Here is a 17,071-nt window from a genome sequence, read left to right on the forward strand (position 1 = left end):
AATAACCAGCTTTCAACGATTGCTATGAAGGTTTGTTGTCAAGATGTACAATCCGTGGCATGAGTTTTTATTTTGTACATATGGTTGTACATATTTAAGGTAACAAGATGACCAATCTCTCCTATGCCGCAGAAGTAAAGCGCAGAAGAACATTTGCAATCATTTCTCACCCCGATGCCGGTAAAACCACCATTACCGAGAAAGTTATGCTGTTCGGACAGGCCATTCAGACCGCCGGAACGGTGAAGGGGCGCGGTTCGAGCCAGCACGCTAAGTCAGACTGGATGGAGATGGAAAAGCAGCGTGGTATCTCCATCACCACTTCCGTGATGCAGTTCCCGTATCGGGAGGCGCTGGTCAATCTGCTGGATACCCCTGGGCACGAAGACTTCTCTGAAGATACCTACCGCACGTTGACGGCAGTGGACTGCTGCCTGATGGTGATCGATGCGGCAAAAGGCGTCGAAGATCGTACCCGCAAGCTGATGGAAGTAACGCGTATGCGTGATACGCCAATCCTGACGTTCATGAACAAGCTTGACCGCGATATCCGCGATCCGATGGAGGTGTTGGATGAGGTCGAAAGTGAGCTGAAAATCGACTGTGCGCCGATCACCTGGCCGATTGGCTGCGGCAAGCTGTTCAAGGGCGTTTACCATCTGTACAAGGATGAAACTTATCTTTATCAGAGCGGTAAGGGCCACACGATCCAGGAAGTGCGTATCGTCAAAGGGTTGAATAACCCGGATCTGGATAAAGCTGTCGGTGAAGATCTGGCCGCACAACTGCGTGAAGAACTGGAACTGGTGCGGGGCGCTTCTCATGAGTTTGAGCTGGAGGCTTTCCTGTCTGGTGCGTTGACGCCGGTGTTCTTCGGCACCGCGCTGGGTAACTTCGGTGTCGATCATATGCTGGATGGACTGGTCGCCTGGGCACCTGCGCCGATGCCGCGCAATACTGATACCCGCACCGTTACCGCGCAGGAAGAGAAATTCACCGGTTTCGTGTTCAAGATTCAGGCGAATATGGACCCGAAACACCGCGACCGCGTCGCCTTTATGCGCGTGGTGTCCGGCAAGTATGAAAAGAGCATGAAGCTGCGTCAGGTGCGTACCGGCAAGGATGTGGTCATTTCCGATGCGCTGACCTTTATGGCGGGTGACCGTTCTCATGTGGAAGAGGCATTCCCCGGCGATATCATTGGGTTGCATAACCACGGCACCATCCAGATTGGTGATACCTTTACCCAAGGTGAGGAGATGAAATTCACCGGTATCCCGAACTTTGCGCCGGAACTGTTCCGCCGTATCCGTCTGCGCGATCCGTTAAAGCAGAAACAACTGCTCAAAGGGTTGGTGCAACTCTCGGAAGAGGGGGCAGTACAGGTGTTCCGCCCACTGGCCAACAACGATTTGATTGTCGGGGCTGTGGGGGTGTTGCAGTTTGACGTGGTGGTGGCGCGCTTGAAGTCAGAGTACAACGTGGAAGCCATCTATGAATCGGTCAACGTATCCACCACACGTTGGGTTGAGTGTGCCGATGCGAAGAAATTTGAAGAGTTCAAGCGCAAGAATGAATTGCATCTGGCGCTCGATGGTGGCGACAACCTGGCTTATGTGGCACCGACCATGGTGAATCTGAATTTGACGCAGGAACGCTACCCAGACGTCACTTTCTTCAAAACCCGAGAGCACTAATTTTCGGCTACTGCGGCTTAGTCGGTTAAAAAACCGGCGTTTAAAAGGATTCGGGCATAGCGTCCGGTTTTTTAAACGCCTGTTTTGTTTTGTGTTTATTTATCAACTGGTTAATATGATTTTATTTGATTTTCTCTCGCCCTTTTTTTCCACAGACAAATCCGAAATGCCGCCGGAAAGGGACTTTTCCTCCCTATTCCGCTAGGAATCGTCGTTCCATGCACTATAGTTAATATCGCGTTAACAATTAGTGAGTTTCACTGCTGGTGATAAATCATGTAGTGCGTTATATCGACTACGTGATATTTGGTAACGTTAAACACCTGTTTTTTTGCTGCGTTGCATTGAGTGCCAACACCAGCGTGATTGATGTCCGCGTGGACCCTAGCAAAAGGAAATAATCGATGAAAAACATCCTTAACGCAAAAACGATGATGGCTGTTGTACTGGGTACTCTGCTGACGGCGGGTAACGCACTGGCAGAAGAGACGCTGGGGCAGAAAGTGCAGCAGGCGGCGACAACGACGGGCGCAAAAATTGACAGTTCTCTCCAGAAAGCCTCTGGGTATATGGATGACAGCACCATCACCGCCAAGGTGAAGAGAGCTCTGATGGATGACAAAGCCATCGAGAGCGGGGACATCTTCCGTCTCCACCACCAAAGGCGTGGTTACGCTGACCGGTTTTGTTCCTAGTCAGGCGGTGGCGACCAAGACCGAAGGCGTGCAGTCGGTGAGTGATAAACTGCAAATCAAGGATAACGCCACCCAGTCAGTGGGTTCTTATACCGATGATGCGGTCATCACCAGCAGCATCAAGGCCAAACTGTCGGCTGATAAAATTGTGCCGTCGCGCCACGTGAAAGTGGAAACCCAGGAAGTGGTGGTGCAAATGAGCGGTAACGTGAAAAATACTGCTCAGTCAGCGCGTGCAGAGAGTATCGCCAAGGCGGTATCTGGTGTGAAAAGCGTTAAAAATGATCTGACCGTCACCCATTAACGGGCCTGTCGCCCTTTAATGCTCACGTATTCGGCGGAGGTTAACCTCCGCCATCCTCAAGCCAATTAGCACTTGGTGTCGTAAGAATCAAACACAGGTGGAAACGCAGCGGTATGCGTAATTAACCTCAGGACGAGCGCCACTCACCCTCATTAAGGTAAGGATAGCGTATGTTTCGTTGGGGCATTATTTTTCTGGTGATTGCGCTGATTGCAGCGACGCTGGGATTCGGTGGACTGGCAGGGACCGCAGCGGGTGCGGCCAAAATTGTCTTCATTGTCGGGATCATTCTGTTTCTGGTCAGTCTGTTCGCGGGACGTAAGCGACCTTAGCTATATACGTCATACTTCAAGTTACTGGTGCGTTGGCTGCGTTTGTTATTCGGCCCATCTCTGGGCCTCACCCCTTACGAGGCCGCCGCCAGCGGCGTTCAAATCTGCTTCCGGCAGATTTGTCACCTGAATCACTTACCTGAGTAAGCTCATCGGGATTCCTTCACTTGCCGCTTTCCTGTAACTCGAATTATTTAGGGTATAGACGCACTCACAATCGCCATTTATCTGAAATTTTAGTCTGCGCACGGGGTGTTAACGAAAATCAATCTGAACCATAATAAGATTGTCATCGTCACCCCGCATACTGTTTGCGATGCTTGCTGAACGTTGGTGTGATTACGGTGCGGTTTGTTCGGTAGGTTCGTGATGAATAGCGATATCGTGGTAGGTCGACGGAAGCAGTTGAGAGGGAACTTCTGGGCGCTGTGGGCCGAGTGGTTTGACAGCGATTGTGTCTGGCTGGAAAGTAACAATGATTATCTTGCCGGCATCTTGCAGGAAGATTACGGCCTGCAAGAGGGCGATGACGTGTCGGATGCCGCTGTGCAGGCGGGAAAAGGTTCGGCAACGCTGCACTGATTTAACGCTGTACTGATTTTACGTTGCACTTATTTAACGTTGCGCTAAGGCCGCGTTATACTAAGGCATGGATCATTTCCCCAGACCGTTTTCCTTTATAGATACTCATTTATAGATACTCATTGTCACTTTGATTTTACGCCGTTGAGCGAAAATGAAGTGGCAAGTATTGCGCTCGCCGCAACGGCAGGGATAACGCATATTCTTGTGCCTGCGGTTGAGTCCCGCTATTTTGCACGCATCATTGCGCTTTCTCAAACTCACCCAGCGCTCTTTGCTGCGCTTGGCCTGCATCCACTCTATGTTGCTCATCATCAGGACAGCGATCTGGATCTGCTTGAACAGCAGCTACGCCAACGCGATGACAGACTGATCGCGGTAGGGGAAATTGGGCTGGATCTGTATATGGCCGAGCCTCGTTTCGAACGCCAATGTGAACTTTTGGAAGCGCAACTGGCGCTGGCGAAGCGCTATGACTTGCCGGTGATGCTGCACTCGCGACACACTCACGATCGTTTGGCGCAGTTATTACGCCGTATCGATGTGCCGCGTAAAGGCGTGGCGCACGGTTTTGCCGGCAGCGAGCAGCAAGCGCTGGTCTTTATCAAATTGGGTTACCGCATTGGCGTCGGTGGCACCATCACTTATCCACGCGCCAATAAAACTCGTCAGGCGATTTCTCGCCTGCCTCTCGATAGCCTGTTGCTGGAAACCGATGCGCCCGATATGCCGCTTAATGGTTTTCAGGGACAACCCAATCGCCCAGAGCGCGCGGCCAATGTGTTTCATACCCTGTGTGAGCTGTGCTCAGAGCCGCCGGAAGTGATCGCAGACGCGTTGTATCGCAACACCTTTCGCCTGTTTACCTTGCCCGGCATTGACGCCAATGGTGGGGTAGCAAACGCCGTTTCTCAAAGCGAGAAATAGCAACACCTTATCGCTACTCTCATTAATAGTGCAAAAAATCGACGCTCTGCACCGTTATCGATCTTCTTCCCTGCACCGCTACATCGCGCGGTTGCTTGCAAACGCGTTGCGCTCATGGCTAATGGATAGCGATTTATTATTGCTCAATGCGCAACAACGGCAGCAGCGCGGCGGTTTCTAGCTTTGAGAAAGCAACTGTCTTAAATCAGTAACAAGCTGGTAACCCGGTTGGCGTCACTCTTGCAAAAACACCATGAACCAGGATGAACGATGATCCTTGTATTCCTCCTTTTATTCATGGTGTGGAGAGTAACATGACGCGTTTACTTGCAAGACGGCTACAACAATACGTGTTCACGGCAGTGCTGATGGGAATGGCCGCCCAAAGTTACGCCGGGAAAGCCAATGATACGTTGGTCTATGCCTCTGACAGTGAGATAGAAAATGTCAGCCCCTATCACAATACCATGCGGGAAGGCGTTACTTTAGCCCATCTGGTGTGGAGCAACCTGGTTTACCGCGATCCGAAAACCGGTGAATACAAACCGGAACTGGCTACCGATTGGCAGTGGGAATCTCCGACTGCATTACTGATGCATTTACGCCAAGGGGTCAAATTTCACAATGGCTATAATTTCACGGCGGATGACGTCGTCTATACCTTCGGACATATTGCTGGACCGAATACCGACTCGGTAGTACCGCAAAGCGTCAACTGGATTGCGCGCACCGAAAAGGTGGATGACTACACGGTCCTCCTGCATTTAGCCAAGCCTTTCCCGGCGGCGTTGGAGTATCTGTCCGGCCCGACACCTATCTTTCCGGCGAAGTATTTCCAGAACGTGAAGCTGGCGGGCTTTAGCCGTGCGCCGATCGGCACCGGCCCGTATAAGGTGGTGCAGGTGATCCCCGGCCAGGGGGTCACCATGGAGAAAAACCCCGATTACTTCAAAGAGAGTCCCCTTGGTCAGCCCAAGATCGGCAAGCTAAATTTCGTGGTGATCCGTGACCCGGAAACCCTTCTGGCACAGTTGATGACCGGGCAGGTGGATTGGATTTGGCGCGTGCCTTCCGATCAGACCGAGGCGTTGTCTTCCATGCCAAATCTCGCCGTGAAAAGCGGTGAAACCATGCGCGTCGGCTTTGTGGCGATGAGCATTCACAGCGATTCGGCGGAAGGAAAGCCCTTTCAGGATGTGCGAGTGCGCCAGGCGGTGAATTACGCCATCGATCGCCAAAGCATGGTGACAAATCTGGTGAAAGGCGGCAGTAAACCGGTTTACACCGCCTGTTTCCGTGAGCAAGTGGCATGCGATGCCAGCAAGGTGATCAATTACCCGTTTGATCGGCAAAAAGCCAAACAGCTGTTGGCGGAAGCGGGTTATCCCAACGGGTTTGATACGGATATCTGGGCCTACCGTGAGCGCGATTACACAGAAGCGATTACGCAGAAGCGATTATCGGCTATCTGCGTCAGGTTGGCATTCGTGCTCGACTGCATTACGTGCAGTTTCCGGTGATGGCGGACGCGTTGATTTCCGGCAAAGCGCCAATGGCGTTCAATACCTGGGGCTCGTTCTCGATTAACGACGCTACCGCGTTCACCACGCCGTACTTTGGTGGCAAGGGTAATGACATCTGGAAGGATCCCGAGGTGACCAATACCTTGCTGAAGGCCGATGAAACCATCAATACCCAGGATCGTGCTGCGCTGTATGCCACTGCGTTGGGCTACTACTCCATGCCATCCCTGATGCGGCTTACCCGTTCCGGCATGCTGAACGTGCTGAACGCTGACTATATCCGCACCGCGCGTGCCAAGGGACTGAGTGGTTTTCACGTCATCGTCAAACACGGTTTGCGCAATGCCATTATTCCCGTAGTCGCGCTGGCGATGGTGGAACTGGACTTTATGTTATGCGCAGGATGTCAGCCGACGTCTGATCCCGCCGGTCTGGTATGAGAAGGGCAGTTGGGAGCACATCCTGGGCACCGATAAGCTGGGGCGCGACTACTTAAGTCGCCTTCTGTTTGGTGCGCGGGTCTCATTACTGATTGGGCTGGCCGCCGCCGCACTGGCGGGCGTTATTGGCATCACGCTGGGTGTGGTCGCAGGCTACTTCGGCGGGCGTGTGGACGCGGTGGTGGGTTATCTGCTGGCGGTGCGCCTCTCAATGCCGGTGATTTTGGTGGCGCTGGCGATGGCATCGCTGGTGGGGGGCTCGGTAAAAGTGGTGATTCTGTTGCTCGGGTTACTACTGTGGGATCGCTTTCTGATCGTCTCGCGCTCCGTAACCCGCCAACTGCGAGAAGAGGGGTTTGTCGCTGCGGCGAAAACGCTAGGGGCATCGTCAGCTTTCATCATGGTGCGGGAAATTCTGCCCAATTTGCTGGGGCCGCTGAAGGTGGTGGCAACGCTTGAGATTGCCCACGCCATTTTGCTGGAAGCCACGCTCTCCTTTTTGGGGCTCGGGGTACAACCGCCGATGCCCTCCTGGGGATTGATGGTGGCAGAAGGTAAAGCCTACATGTTCTTTCAGCCCTGGGTGATTTTGATCCCCGGCATTGTGCTGGCGGTGGTGGTGCTCGGCATCAACCTGGTGGGTGATGGCTTGCGCGATATCACCGCTGTAGACGGGCGTAACTGAGGAGGTTGCCATGAGTCAGGATAGCTTGTTGGATGTCAAAGACCTGCGCGTTGATCTTCCCACGGTGCGCGGTATTGATTTCTCAGTGCGTAAAGGCGAGATGTGGTGTCTGGTGGGCGAGTCTGGGTGCGGTAAATCCATGACATCGCTGAATCCCTCCTGCACGTTGGGCGAACAGCTATGCGAGACGCTGCACGCGCACCGTAAGGTGACGCCAACCCAGGCAAGAGAGCGCGCGCTCTATTTAATGGAACGGGTCGGTATCCCGCAGGCTGGGGATCGTCTGCGGCAGTATCCGCATCAGCTGTCGGGAGGATTGCGTCAACGTATCATGATTGCTATGGCGCTGATGTGTGAGCCGGAGCTGATCATCGCGGATGAGCCGACCACGGCGCTGGATGTGACTATTCAGGCGCAGATCCTGCGCATGTTGCGCGAATTGCAACAGGAACTGGGTACCGCGGTGATTTTCATCACTCACGATCTTGGCGTGGTCGCACGTATCGCCGATCGTGTTGCGGTGATGTATGCCGGCCAGATTGTTGAGACCGCTCCGGTGAAAGAGTTGTTTGGGCATCCGCAACATCCTTATACCAAACGACTGATGTCATGCATCCCGGTACGTGGAAAAACCGTTCCGGGCCAGTTGTTACAGGCGATCCCCGGCGTCGTGCCGAGCCTTATCGGTGTGCAGCAAGGGTGTGCGTTCCGCAATCGTTGCCCCAGCGCGCAGGCTTGTTGTAGCGAAAACCCGCCTTATGTTGCGGTGACACCGCAGCAGCACGTGCGCTGTGTTCAGGCACAAGCCTGGGAGGATGTGGCATGAACGAAACGGTAACGGCGTTTGGCGCGGTACAACCTGCCCCCTATATTCCCGGCAATGACGATCTGGCGCTTGAGCTTTGCGCGCTGAGCCGCGAATTTTGTCTTAATCGCGGGATGTTTGTGCGGCCCGGTATCTTTACCGCCGTCAATAATGTCTCTTTACGCGTGCGGCGCGGCGAAACCCTTGGGCTGGTGGGCGAATCCGGCTGCGGTAAAAGTACGCTGGCAAAGATGCTGCTGGGACTATTGCCACCAACCTCGGGCAACGTCCTGATCGAAGGGCGTGAAATCGATGCGGGCGATCGCAAAGCGCTGGCGACCCGCATTCAACCGATTTTTCAGGACCCTTACTCCTCGCTGAACCCACGCCGCACGGTGGCCGATATCGCTGAAGTTGCGCTACGTCTGCATAACATCGGCACCCCGGAAACCCGCAAACAGCGGGTGCAGGAGATGTTGGACCTGGTCGGGATGCCAACCCGAACCCACGGGCAGTATCCAGGCCAGCTTTCCGGTGGTCAGCGCCAGCGCGTCGCTATCGCTCGCGCGCTGATCATGCGCCCGGCAATTCTCATCTGCGATGAGCCAACCTCGGCGCTGGATGTGTCGGTTCAGGCGCAAATCCTCAATCTGCTGATGACGCTCAAGCAGGAACTCGGTCTGACTTATCTGTTTATCAGCCATAACCTGGCGGTGGTGGAGCATCTGGTGGATCACGTCGCCGTGATGCGCAAAGGGGCCATCGTCGAGCAGGGGACGCGCGAGCAGATTTTCGAAACGCCGAGACACCCTTACACCCAGGCACTGCTCGCGTCGGTGTTGACGCCGGAGCCGGGGCTCGGTATTCCCGAGATTTCCTCCCATTACAGTGGATTATGACCAGAACACGGCAAAGTGAAGAAGGATGCAGGCAGATTACGCGTGAAGAATTGATGCAAGCGGCGAGCGACTATATGGCGTCTGGTGCGTTTTTGGAAACGCTGGCGCGGCGGGTAAGCTACCCAACGGAAAGTCTGGTCGCAGAGCGAGCACCCCAGATAATGGCCTACCTGACGGAAGAGATGGTTCCCTCGCTTCAGGCATTAGGCTTTGAGTGCCGCATTGTGGATAACCCGGTAGCGGGAAAATGGCCTTTTCTGCTGGCGCGCCGTATTGAACCCGAAGCGCCCTTTACGTTACTGACGTATGGCCATGGTGATGTGGTGCTGGGTGATGAAGCTAACTGGCTGGAATGGGTTGATCCTTGGAAAGTCACGCCGGATGGCGATCGCTGGTATGGACGCGGTACGGCGGATAACAAGGGCCAGCATACCATCAATCTGGCTGCCATGATGCTGGTGCTGAAAGCGAAGCAAGGCCGACTTGGCTACAACCTGAAGCTGATTCTGGAAATGGGGAGGAAACCGGATCCCCCGGGCTGGATGCGCTGTACGCACGCTATAGCGACTGGTTGGCAGAGGATTTGTTTATCGCATCTGACGGCCCGCGCGTGGTGGCCGAGCGCCCGACGCTGTTTCTGGGCTCGCGCGGGGTGTTTAACGTTGAGCTTCAGGTAAAGCTGCGCGAAAGCGCGCACCACTCTGGTAACTGGGGCGGGCTGTTGGCAAACCCCGGCATTCGTCTGGCCCATGCATTAAGCAGCATTGTGGATGCGCGTGGACTCATTCTGGTGCCGGGATTACGCCCGGCAGTATTGCCTGAGCAGGTGCGTTATCTGCTGAGCGATATCGCTTTGGGCGCGGGGCCCAACGATCCGGCCATTGATCCTGACTGGAACGAGCCGGGCCTGACGGCAGCAGGGAAGCTCTACAGTTGGAATACCTTTGACGTGCTGGCCTTTACCACCGGCAATCCCGATAAACCCGCCCATGCCATCCCACCAGTGGCGCGGGCGCACTGCCATATGCGCTACGTGCCCGGCAGCGATGTGGATAATTTTCCGCGTTATTTGCGTGAACATTTGGATGCGCACTGGTTTGAAGATGTCACGATCGTCACCCAGGATCACTGCTTTACTGCAACGCGGCTCGATCCCAGCGATCTCTGGGTGGCCTGGGGCGAAGCCTCAATTGCCCGGACGACGGGGAAAAAAGCCGCCATCCTGTCCAACTTTGGCGGTTGACTGCCAAATACCTGTTTTTCCGAAACCTTAGGGCTGCCGACGTTGTGGGTGCCGCACTCTTACCCGGCTTGTAGCCATCACGCCTCTAATGAGCATTTGTTGCAATCGGTCGTACAGGAGGCGCTGCAACTGATGGCCGGTATGCTGTGGGATCTGGCAGAGCAGGGGGCGGAGGTGTGTTGCCAGCGAGAGCAGCACGCGGCTACTGCCATCGTGGCTTGATCCTATCGCTGGCAGGTGTATTCGTTTCAGAACTGTCTATTGCCTCAGCACTCGCGCGCGCTGATTTTTTGGTGCGCGCGTTGTCGTTTTTCAGCGCAAGGGGAAGCTATGCACAATACCGAAATCCGTTACTTTATGGCCGTGGTGAGCACCGGTTCGCTGAGCGCCGCCAGCCAGCAGCTTTTCGTAGCGGTTTCCGCAATTAGTCGCCATATCCAACGGTTGGAAAAACGTCTGGGTATGCCGCTGTTTGAGCGCAGTGCGCGCGGTATGGTGCTCAATGATGCCGGGCAAATTCTGGCAAACCATGTCAGACGCAGCATGGCGGATATGAAGCTGGCGATCGCTGAATTAGAAGGCCTCAAATCTCGGCAGCAAACCCCGATTCGCGTGGTGTGTACCGATGGCCTGGCGTTGAATCTGGTGCCACTGTTGCTGGCGCGTTTTCGCCAGTTGCACCCTGAAGTTAATTTCCACCTGATTGTCGGTAGCGGCCAGCAGGTGCCGGAGTGGGTGCGGCACGGTGAAGGGGATGTGGCGATTAAGTTTAGCCTGGCGGCGGAGCCGGGGGTTGATGTCATCGCCTCGTTTCCCGCACCGGTTACCGCATTTATGCATCGAGAGCACCCGCTGGCGACGCGCGATTTCGCTTTGTCCGATCTGAATGCCTATCCGTTGGTGTTGCCGGATCAAACCGCCAACATCCGGCAACTGTTCGATCTGTGCTGCCGAATGAACAGCGTATTTATCGAACCGGTGTTTACCAGCAACCAATTTTCTGCAGTATTCGGCTACGTGCGTAACGATCGCGACGCTATCGGTATCTGTAGCCATTTTTCGGTGATGGGGCACATGTTCAACGACTAGCTTCAGATCCGCTGCGTTAACGTCGAACCATTGGGGCAACGTATGCTACAAATTCAGACCGAAATCGGGCGTCCCCGAACCGCGCTGCTGGCAAGTTTTTTCAGTTTCTCAAGCAAACGCTGACAGAAATGGACAGCCAATTGCGGCAGCGCTATGGGATGACTGAACACTAAAAAATCGAATTAATTTTATTTCTTTATTTTTATTTTTTGTGGTTTTTTTTCATTCTTGATAATGATTATTTGTGTTTTTTATTGTCGAAAATTGAATTGATAACGCAATTTAAATTCATCATTAATTTGTTAGTCTGTTTTTACGGCGTGAGGATATTTCCGAAGAAATAGCCATCTCCCGTTTTCCTAATGCCACTTTATTTTGGAGCTTGATGATTAGATTGGCCCCTTAGATCTCCAGACAGATAGACACTCTTAAAATAAGAGGTAGTCTAAAAACTATGTTTAATACCGGTCACAACGAAAAAATGATCTCAGTTCTGTCAGGGCCTGAACGCCGCCATCGGCGTACCGCTCAGGAAAAAATCGCTATTGTTCAGCAGACTATGGAGCCCAAGATGACAGTATCTCACGTGGCTCGCCTGCACGGCATCAATCCTAATCAGGTAGTTACTTGGCGCCGGCAGTATCAGAATGGCAGCTTCACTGCTGTCAGTGCCTCAGAAGAAGTGGTTCCGGCCTCTGCACTCACTGCTGCCATGAAGCAGATTAAAGAGCTGCAACGGCTGCTGGGGAAAAAACGATGGAGGTTGAGCTCCTCAAAGAAGCCGTGGAGTACGGCCGGGCAAAAAAATGGATAGCGCACGCGCCCTTGCTGCCCGGGGATTCGGACTGACACAGGTCAGCCGCGCTCTTAATGTGTCGCGTGCGCAGTTATCGGTTTATCTTCTAAGCTCTGCCGAGTGGCAGGATCGCCGACAGAAGCCTAACCACAACGATGCTGAGCTTATCAGCAGAATACGGCATCATACTGCTGAATTGCCGACCTATGGCTACAGACGAGTCTGGGCATTACTGCGTGATGAAAGCCAGCAGGATAGGCTTGCGATAGTTAATGCCAAAAGGGTCTACAGAGTAATGCGCGACAATCATCTGTTGCTGGATAGAAAGGGCGTTACTAAAGAGCAGCGAAGTCACAACGGCAGGGTTGCGGTTGCTGAAAGTAACCTCAGGTGGTGCTCGGATGGCTTCGAGTTCAACTGCGATAATGGCGATAAGCTGCGTGTCACGTTCGCGCTTGACTGTTGTGACCGTGAGGCGCTGGACTGTATAGCGACAAATGGCGGGTACACCAGTGAAATCGTGATGGATGTGATGGTAAACAGCGTCAGTAAGCGGTTCGGAAATGGGCTTCCAGAGGTCCCCATCGAGTTCCTGAGCGATAACGGCTCCTGTTACACAGCGAAGGAAACGAGGGCGTTCGGTCATCTATTGAATCTTGAAACGAGGACAACGGCAGTGAGGAGTCCACAAAGCAATGGAATGGCTGAGAGCTTCGTGAAGACGATGAAGCGCGACTATATCAGTATAATGCCCAAACCGAATCAGCAAGTGGCATTGAAAAACCTGGCTATCGCGTTCGAGCACTATAACGAGAAGCATCCACACAACGCGCTGGGGTATCGCTCACCACGAGAGTATCGTCGCCAGCGAGAATCGCTAACTTAAGAGTGATCTTGCGTCTGGAAATATAGGGGCAAATCCAGCACCCAGCCGACTATTTTTCACGTCGACGCACCGAGTTAACGGAATTGCTTGGCGGCCCCGTCAACCACAATATGCACTGGGGCGAACCCAAGTACACAGAGGGCGTAGGCTGGAGCATCTCCGTTGCGGCCACCAGTTCACAAGGTATGCTCTCCGGGCTTTCGGTCAAATTAAGCGATGTGCTCTCTTACGGCCAGTTGTTCTCCGGCAGTGATATCAGCCTCTGGCTGGATAAGCAAAATCACATACTGCCTTTTTCCCTGCTCGACGAGAAGCAAAGTAAAGCACTACAGGCGCGGTTCAACGATGTCACGCTGCATGATGGCTGGCAGGAAATCCCCGGCTATCTGGTACTGCGCACCCAGTTGAAAGGGCCCGGCTGGCAACAAGTTATCCTGTATCCAACGCGGGATATCATCCACCGAGCGCTGTCTGTCGTCATCAGCCAACTGCCTTTCGCATTAGCGACGTTAGTCCTCATTACACTGATGTTGTTGGGGCTGCTCCACCGTCATCTGGCCCGCCCGTTGCAGGACTTTGTCGATATCATCAATAAAACGAAACGGGCACCACTGTCGCTGCGTTTGCCGGAAAACCGTCACGATGAACTCGGCAGCATTGCCCAGGCTTACAACCGGCTGTTGAACGATCTGCGCGTGCAACATGACAACCTGGAAAATACCGTGGTTGAACGCACGCGCGAGTTGATTATCGCCAAGCAGCAGGCGGAACAGGCCAACAAACGTAAAAGCAGCCATCTGACCACCATCAGCCATGAACTGCGCACGCCGCTCAGCGGCTCACTGGGTGCGCTGGAATTGCTCCAACTCACCCCGCTATGCGCCAAGCAAAGTCATCTGGCGGAAACGGCCCGGCTTTGTACTCTCTCATTGCTGGATATCGTCAACAACCTGCTGGATTTCTCGCGTATATAGTCAGGGCAAATCTCGCTGCACGTCGAGCAGACAGCGCTGCTACCGCTGATCGATCGCGCGATGTACACCATTCAGGGGCCTGGAAAGAGCAAAGGATTGATGCTGCGCACCATCGTCAGCGGTGATGTGCCCTTGCTTATCGATATGGATGCGACTCGCGTGCGGCAAATTCTGGTGAATCTGTTGGGGAATGCGGTCAAATTTACAGATAACGGAGGGATAACACTCAGCGTCACTCGCAACGACAACACGCTGATATTTGCCGTCTGTGACAGCGGCAAAGGCATTGCCTCTGCCGGCCGCGATGCGGTATTCACCCCTTTCTTTCAGAGCCAGGGAAACATTCAGGGGACTGGGCTTGGGCTGACGATTGCCTCGAATCTGGCTCGAATGATGGGGGGCTGGCTGGATCTCAACAGTTCGGTAGGGCTCGGCACCTGCATCTCTTTTATGATGCCACTCGGTAAACACGTCACGCCCACGCCATTAAGCGGCAATATCACCGCGCCATTGGCACTGCACCGGCAACTGAGCGAATGGGGACTGACATGCGATGCCGCAACGCATGGCAATGCCCTGTGTGCCGATGAACTTGGCTTTCTGCCGGTCAAACTCTATACGCTGGCCGCTCAGATAACGTCAGGCATCACCGACACCGATAAGGCGGTGATCCCGGTTCAACCCTGGCGATTACATATCCTGCTCGTTGATGATGCGACGATAAACCGCGACATCATTGGTGCCATGCTGACGCTGCTCGGGCAAAACGTCACTACCGCCTGTAACGGCCGGGAAGCGCTGGCGTGTGGGCGACAACAACGTTTTGATCTGGTGTTGATGGATGTCTGTATGCCGGAGATGGATGGACTGACCTGCACCCGACAGTGGCGTCAGGACAGCAATAATCAGGATCCTGAATGCGCCATTATGGCCTTGTCGGCCAACACTGCATCGGAAGAAATTGTCCGTTGCAAGCAAGCCGGTATGCACCATTACCTGACCAAGCCCGTCACGCTGACGCATTTGGCCGATGGCATCAGCATCGCTGCCGAATATCAACTTCAGCGAGAAATCGATCTGCAAGAGCAAGATAACCTGACAGACAAGGCCATCATCGACACCACTCACCCCACGATGCGACGAAAAATCCGTCGTGCGCTTCGCGAATTTCTGTCAAACATTGAACAAAATTCAAGCGATCAGAAAAAAACTATCACGCTGTTGCATACCCTAAAAGGATGCATCGGGCAGGCTGGTCTCGGTCCATTGCTGTGCGATGTGATCGATATGGAGAACCGTGTTAAACGTGGACTGCCATTATCCAACGCGGAAATTGCAGAACTGCGTCTTACGCTGGATGTCTCTTTACGTTTGAAATGCTCACCGTAAAGGACAACGTTTTGTTGAGAGGAATGGAATATGAACGATCATAAAATTTTGCTGGTGGACGATCATGAGTTGATCATAAACGGCATTATCAATTTGCTGGTGCCCTATCCGCGCTTTCGTATCATTGCGCACACTGAAAATGGCCTTGAGGTCTATAACGCCTGCCGCCTACACGAACCAGATATTGTGATCCTCGATCTGGGATTGCAGGGTATCAATGGGCTGGATCTTATCCCACAGCTCTGTTCGCGCTGGCCTGAAATGGCGATCCTCGCTTACACCGCACATAACGAGGAGTTTATGGCAATACGCACCCTGTCAGCAGGCGCCATGGGGTACGTATTAAAAAACAGTAGCCAAAAGACATTATTGTCTGCAATACAGACCATGGCCGTCCGAAAAAGGTATATCGACCAGGCTCTCAACCAAGATGCCATCAACTCCGCCCTGAACACGGAAGGGGACGGTCCGGAGTTGCTGACACCGCGTGAACGGCAAATACTGAGACTTATTGCCAACAGCTACATCAACCGCCTTATCGGCGAACAACTGTGCATCAGCGTTAAAACGGTCGAAACCCATCGACTGAACATTATGAAAAAGCTCAATGTACATAAAGTGGCAGAGTTGCTTAATTGCTCGAGGCGCTTAGGGCTAACTGATTGAGTTTTTTATACCAGGCCACACTTTATAGCGCCTGTTAACAGGCGCTGATAGCCAGACGTTCTACGCGATGAATAGCCTCGCGTAGCGTCTCGCGGGTAACGACATTGGGCATATTGCCCATATCCGGTGCCGTCACGGCCGCATTCAATATGGCCGCCTGTTCCTCAGAAGTCAGGGTTGGTGCAATCGCTACCAGTGATGTCGGGATGGCACAGTCCTTCGCCAACGCAATGGCTTCAAGCAATTCCTCATCGCTACGCCCTTCCTGCGCCAGTAAACAGAGATTACCAAACCCCACCAGCAGGCCGTGCCCGTAAGCGCGCGTCTTATCGCATACGGTAAAGCCCTCGTAGAGCGCATGGGCTGCCGCCGCATGGGCACCATTGCTCATCAACGAGGCCAACCCGGCAAACAAGAAGATAGCATCAAGCACCTGATCCAACGCCGGTGTTGCCTGCCGTTGCCGGACTGCTTCACAGGCTGCGGCACCAAACCGGGCAATTTGTTGATAGCAGAGCTGGCTGTTTGCCATGGAGGACGCACCAAAACCGGTGACATCCTTATTACCGCTAATAGCTCGCAGTTCATACCATTTTGCCAGCGTATCGCCCAGCTCCGCCGCCAGCCAACGCAGCGGTGCTTTAGCCAGAATATCGGAATCAATAATCACCGCAGCCGGAGCGACTGGCAGATGATACAGATCGCGAAAATGGCCATCGTCATGATAGCGAATCGTCAGCGGCGTCACCGCGGCACAGGTTGCCGCGATGGTCGGCATGGTGATAACCGGACGGGAGGTTTCCAATCCTACGGCTTTGCCTGTATCCAATGCCTTCCCACCGCCCACAGCGATAATCACATCGGCAGCGTGGGTGCGTACGTCTTGTGCCAGACGTAAAATCTGTGTTTCGCTGCACTCACCGCTGTACCAGATGTCGGCACATTTGATCACACCGGCTCCTGTCAGTTGTGCATAAATCAGGGCTGATGCCGCCTCCAGCGCATGCTTACCCCCCAAAACCAAAACACGCTTACCCAACGCTGAAGCGATGGTGCCCAACTGGTTAATCGCGCCTGCGCCGCGCACCACGCGCGCTGGAAAATAGACCCGTTGCATGTATTCTCCGTAAGTATTCAGT

At 53.7% G+C, this 17,071-nt stretch carries 13 protein-coding genes and 4 pseudogenes; 16 read left to right on the plus strand and 1 reads right to left on the minus strand.

Annotation, left to right across the window (positions count from 1 at the left end):
* The first annotated feature begins 107 nt into the window (after positions 1-107).
* The 16 genes and pseudogenes from prfC (at position 108) to JZM30_RS08360 (ending at position 15,932) form a co-directional block, all read left to right on the plus strand.
* Positions 108-1,697, plus strand: a complete 1,590-nt coding sequence (prfC, locus tag JZM30_RS08285; protein WP_252318319.1) for a peptide chain release factor 3 — start codon at positions 108-110, stop codon at positions 1,695-1,697.
* 404 nt (positions 1,698-2,101) lie between these two features.
* Positions 2,102-2,696, plus strand: a pseudogene (gene osmY, locus JZM30_RS08290) (molecular chaperone OsmY).
* 170 nt (positions 2,697-2,866) lie between these two features.
* Positions 2,867-3,028 carry a DUF1328 domain-containing protein gene (locus JZM30_RS08295; protein ID WP_252318320.1) on the plus strand — a complete coding sequence of 54 codons (162 nt, stop codon included), beginning with the start codon at positions 2,867-2,869 and terminating at the stop codon, positions 3,026-3,028.
* 369 nt (positions 3,029-3,397) lie between these two features.
* Positions 3,398-3,610, plus strand: coding sequence for a CsbD family protein (locus JZM30_RS08300; protein ID WP_252318790.1), 213 nt, complete (start codon positions 3,398-3,400; stop codon positions 3,608-3,610).
* A gap of 57 nt (positions 3,611-3,667) precedes the next feature.
* Positions 3,668-4,537 carry a TatD family hydrolase gene (locus JZM30_RS08305; RefSeq protein WP_252318791.1) on the plus strand — a complete coding sequence of 290 codons (870 nt, stop codon included), beginning with the start codon at positions 3,668-3,670 and terminating at the stop codon, positions 4,535-4,537.
* A 314-nt stretch (positions 4,538-4,851) separates the two neighbouring features.
* Positions 4,852-6,057 (plus strand): ABC transporter substrate-binding protein, encoded by a 1,206-nt coding sequence (locus tag JZM30_RS08310; protein WP_252318321.1) that lies wholly within the window; start codon positions 4,852-4,854, stop codon positions 6,055-6,057.
* Between the two features lie 233 nt (positions 6,058-6,290).
* Entirely contained in the window at positions 6,291-6,500 is a 210-nt protein-coding gene (locus tag JZM30_RS23900) for an ABC transporter permease subunit (protein ID WP_438801492.1), read from the plus strand.
* Positions 6,454-7,185, plus strand: a pseudogene (locus tag JZM30_RS08320) (ABC transporter permease); the annotation flags it as partial. The gene JZM30_RS23900 and the pseudogene JZM30_RS08320, both read left to right, overlap by 47 nt.
* A gap of 10 nt (positions 7,186-7,195) precedes the next feature.
* Positions 7,196-8,011 (plus strand): ABC transporter ATP-binding protein, encoded by an 816-nt coding sequence (locus JZM30_RS08325; RefSeq protein ID WP_252318323.1) that lies wholly within the window; start codon positions 7,196-7,198, stop codon positions 8,009-8,011.
* A complete protein-coding gene (locus tag JZM30_RS08330; protein WP_286673519.1) occupies positions 8,008-8,889 on the plus strand; it encodes an ATP-binding cassette domain-containing protein in 882 nt (293 codons plus the stop codon). The genes JZM30_RS08325 and JZM30_RS08330 overlap by 4 nt, the downstream gene beginning before the upstream one ends.
* A gap of 35 nt (positions 8,890-8,924) precedes the next feature.
* Positions 8,925-10,354: pseudogene (locus JZM30_RS08335) on the plus strand (M20 family metallopeptidase).
* A gap of 108 nt (positions 10,355-10,462) precedes the next feature.
* Entirely contained in the window at positions 10,463-11,221 is a 759-nt protein-coding gene (locus tag JZM30_RS08340; RefSeq protein ID WP_438801485.1) for a LysR family transcriptional regulator, read from the plus strand.
* Positions 11,222-11,702: 481 nt separating this feature from the next.
* Positions 11,703-12,903 (plus strand): annotated as a pseudogene (locus JZM30_RS08345) (IS3 family transposase).
* 83 nt (positions 12,904-12,986) lie between these two features.
* The gene (locus JZM30_RS08350) at positions 12,987-13,877 is read left to right on the plus strand and encodes a histidine kinase dimerization/phospho-acceptor domain-containing protein (protein ID WP_252318324.1); all 891 of its coding nucleotides are present in this window, start codon (positions 12,987-12,989) and stop codon (positions 13,875-13,877) included.
* 60 nt (positions 13,878-13,937) lie between these two features.
* Positions 13,938-15,266 carry a response regulator gene (locus JZM30_RS08355; protein WP_252318325.1) on the plus strand — a complete coding sequence of 443 codons (1,329 nt, stop codon included), beginning with the start codon at positions 13,938-13,940 and terminating at the stop codon, positions 15,264-15,266.
* A 30-nt stretch (positions 15,267-15,296) separates the two neighbouring features.
* Positions 15,297-15,932 carry a two component system response regulator gene (locus tag JZM30_RS08360; RefSeq protein WP_252318326.1) on the plus strand — a complete coding sequence of 212 codons (636 nt, stop codon included), beginning with the start codon at positions 15,297-15,299 and terminating at the stop codon, positions 15,930-15,932.
* Positions 15,933-15,966: 34 nt separating this feature from the next.
* Here JZM30_RS08360 and JZM30_RS08365 read toward each other — a convergent pair whose 3' ends face one another.
* The gene (locus JZM30_RS08365; protein WP_252318327.1) at positions 15,967-17,049 is read right to left on the minus strand and encodes an iron-containing alcohol dehydrogenase family protein; all 1,083 of its coding nucleotides are present in this window, start codon (positions 17,047-17,049) and stop codon (positions 15,967-15,969) included.
* Positions 17,050-17,071: the final 22 nt, after the last annotated feature.

Source organism: Candidatus Symbiopectobacterium endolongispinus (assembly GCF_018777385.1).
Classification (GTDB): Bacteria; Pseudomonadota; Gammaproteobacteria; order Enterobacterales; family Enterobacteriaceae; genus Symbiopectobacterium; species Symbiopectobacterium endolongispinus.

Excerpts from the sequence above, each read along its gene's own strand:
- prfC (WP_252318319.1), top strand. The coding sequence starts at position 108 with ATGACCAATCTCTCCTATGCCGCAGAAGTAAAGCGCAGAAGAACATTT.
- JZM30_RS08295 (WP_252318320.1), top strand. The coding sequence starts at position 2,867 with ATGTTTCGTTGGGGCATTATTTTTCTGGTGATTGCGCTGATTGCAGCG.
- JZM30_RS08300 (WP_252318790.1), top strand. The coding sequence starts at position 3,398 with ATGAATAGCGATATCGTGGTAGGTCGACGGAAGCAGTTGAGAGGGAAC.
- JZM30_RS08310 (WP_252318321.1), top strand. The coding sequence starts at position 4,852 with ATGACGCGTTTACTTGCAAGACGGCTACAACAATACGTGTTCACGGCA.
- JZM30_RS23900 (WP_438801492.1), top strand. The coding sequence starts at position 6,291 with ATGCGGCTTACCCGTTCCGGCATGCTGAACGTGCTGAACGCTGACTAT.
- JZM30_RS08325 (WP_252318323.1), top strand. The coding sequence starts at position 7,196 with ATGAGTCAGGATAGCTTGTTGGATGTCAAAGACCTGCGCGTTGATCTT.
- JZM30_RS08330 (WP_286673519.1), top strand. The coding sequence starts at position 8,008 with ATGAACGAAACGGTAACGGCGTTTGGCGCGGTACAACCTGCCCCCTAT.
- JZM30_RS08340 (WP_438801485.1), top strand. The coding sequence starts at position 10,463 with ATGCACAATACCGAAATCCGTTACTTTATGGCCGTGGTGAGCACCGGT.
- JZM30_RS08355 (WP_252318325.1), top strand. The coding sequence starts at position 13,938 with ATGTACACCATTCAGGGGCCTGGAAAGAGCAAAGGATTGATGCTGCGC.
- JZM30_RS08360 (WP_252318326.1), top strand. The coding sequence starts at position 15,297 with ATGAACGATCATAAAATTTTGCTGGTGGACGATCATGAGTTGATCATA.
- JZM30_RS08365 (WP_252318327.1), bottom strand. The coding sequence starts at position 17,049 with ATGCAACGGGTCTATTTTCCAGCGCGCGTGGTGCGCGGCGCAGGCGCG.